General features: G+C 64.7%; 3 protein-coding genes. All 3 read right to left on the bottom strand.

Annotation, left to right across the window (positions count from 1 at the left end; translation table 11 throughout):
* The coding region (locus tag CW742_RS11985) for a hypothetical protein (RefSeq protein ID WP_292420684.1) at positions 1–187 on the bottom strand (187 nt) is incomplete at its 3' end.
* Between the two features lie 2 nt (positions 188–189).
* The gene (locus tag CW742_RS11980; RefSeq protein ID WP_292420683.1) at positions 190–1,317 is read right to left on the bottom strand and encodes a radical SAM/SPASM domain-containing protein; all 1,128 of its coding nucleotides are present in this window, start codon (positions 1,315–1,317) and stop codon (positions 190–192) included.
* A gap of 4 nt (positions 1,318–1,321) precedes the next feature.
* Positions 1,322–1,663, bottom strand: coding sequence for a PqqD family peptide modification chaperone (locus CW742_RS11975; protein ID WP_292420681.1), 342 nt, complete (start codon positions 1,661–1,663; stop codon positions 1,322–1,324).
* Positions 1,664–1,718: the final 55 nt, after the last annotated feature.

The raw sequence follows: 1,718 nt of genomic DNA, 5'->3' as shown, positions 1-1,718 counted from the left end.
CGCCGGCATGCTCGGGGGAGATCCAGCGGTGCCGGCACCGGAGGTTGGAGGTCGGGGGCAGGGACAGGTAGAACGAATTGGGCCGGGGCACGCCCTCCGGGAGAGCGGGGGTGCGGGCGGGTGCTGCGGGGGTGGCGGAAGGGGCCGGGGGGGCAGCGGGTTCGGGCAGGGTGTCGCAGAAGGTCATGGTTATTTCTCCAGTGCATAGGCACGGTAGCAGGAGGTTGGATCGGTGCCGATCAGTTTCCCGTATTTGGCCATCACGGACCCGGGGCAGCCGCCAGCGCAGAACCCGGTGTACCGGCAGCCGGCACATTCGGGAAGCGCAGAGAGCGGGATCTTCCGGCGCAGCCGGACCGCGTTGATGGCCGGGGACCGGAGCCAGGCGTCCTGCAGGGAGTGGAGGCCGACAACGCCCATCGTCAGGGTCGGGAGCATGTTACAGGGCACCATCGTGCCATCGTGCAGGATCGCCATCTTGGAGAAAACCCCGCCGCAGGAGCAGAGCGTTCCCCGGCCGGGCGTGCCGGTCTCGCCCCGGGCCAGTTTCTCCTCAATCTCATACACCATCTTCGCTCGCGAGAGCGGGCCGGCGGTTGCACTGATCCGGTTGCCGTACCGCTCGTTCAAATCCGTCAGGGTCTTCATCGCGAGCCGGCGCTCCTCCTCGTCCAGCACGATCGTCTGGCCGCCGCACCTAGCCGTCCCCATCTCCTCGGCCTCGTTGGTGGAGAACCCGGGAAGGCCGATATCGTCGAGGAGCAGGGCCGCGATCTTCTCCAGGTCACGGACATTGTGGTGGTTGATGGTAGTCCGGACCGTGACCGGGAACTTGTTCTCGGCAAGGAGCCGGAGGCCACGGATTGCACGGTCGAAACTCTTGTGCGGCCGGGAGAGGTCGTGGACCTCGGCGCAGGAACCATCGATCGAAACCTGGATCGAGTCCATCCGGAGCCGGCGCTTCCCCTCGTTGAAGGCCGCGATCGTATCCTCCGTAATCAGCGTCCCGTTCGAGAGGATGGAGTACCGCATCTTATTCGCGATCACCCCGTCGATCAGGGTGAAGAAGTCCTTTCGGACAAAGACCTCGCCACCCGAGAGGCAGGCCCGCTGGACGCCGAGGCTGCCCAGCTCCGCAAAACAGGCCAGCCAGCGTTCCGCGGGAAGATCCGTCCGGGTGTGCATGCTGTCGGCATAGAAGCAGTACCCACAGGAGAGGTTGCACCGGCCGGTCAGGGAGAGGTCCACGGACTTCGGGGCCGGCATGAGCCCCTTCGGGGGTAAGGTCAGGTCGGCGTACAAGGGGTGGTCCGGCATGGCCCTAACACTCCGAGACAAAACCCGGGGCAAGGTCCTTCACGAACGCCTCGGCATCCTTCTGCACGGACGCCGTGTCGGGGAGGTTGCTGTACGACCCGGCAACAAACGCAACGATCTCGCCTATTGTCCGGGGCTCGGACAGATAGTTCCAGATGAGGATGCCGGTCGGGTTGATCAGCCGGGTGGTATCGGTGTCCGGGTTGAAGAGCACGGCGCCGGCATCCCCTTCGATCCGGCACGAGACATCGGGGTTTGCGACAAACGTTGCGGTAGCGCTGATACCGGAATCTGCATTGCTCTCTGTGCCTGTTGCCGGGCCGGGGGTACGGGTATCGGGTTTCATCGGTCTCTCCATAGTTCAAAAATATTTCTTTGGTCCTTACCGCAGGGTCCCGGGG

This window comes from Methanoregula sp., from assembly GCF_002835825.1.
Classification (GTDB): Archaea; Halobacteriota; Methanomicrobia; order Methanomicrobiales; family Methanospirillaceae; genus Methanoregula.
This window is presented reverse-complemented; position numbering and strand designations above follow the sequence as displayed.

What these genes read in the sequence shown, in the direction of transcription:
- CW742_RS11980 (WP_292420683.1), bottom strand. Translation starts at nt 1,317, where the DNA reads ATGCCGGACCACCCCTTGTACGCCGACCTGACCTTACCCCCGAAGGGG.
- CW742_RS11975 (WP_292420681.1), bottom strand. Translation starts at nt 1,663, where the DNA reads ATGAAACCCGATACCCGTACCCCCGGCCCGGCAACAGGCACAGAGAGC.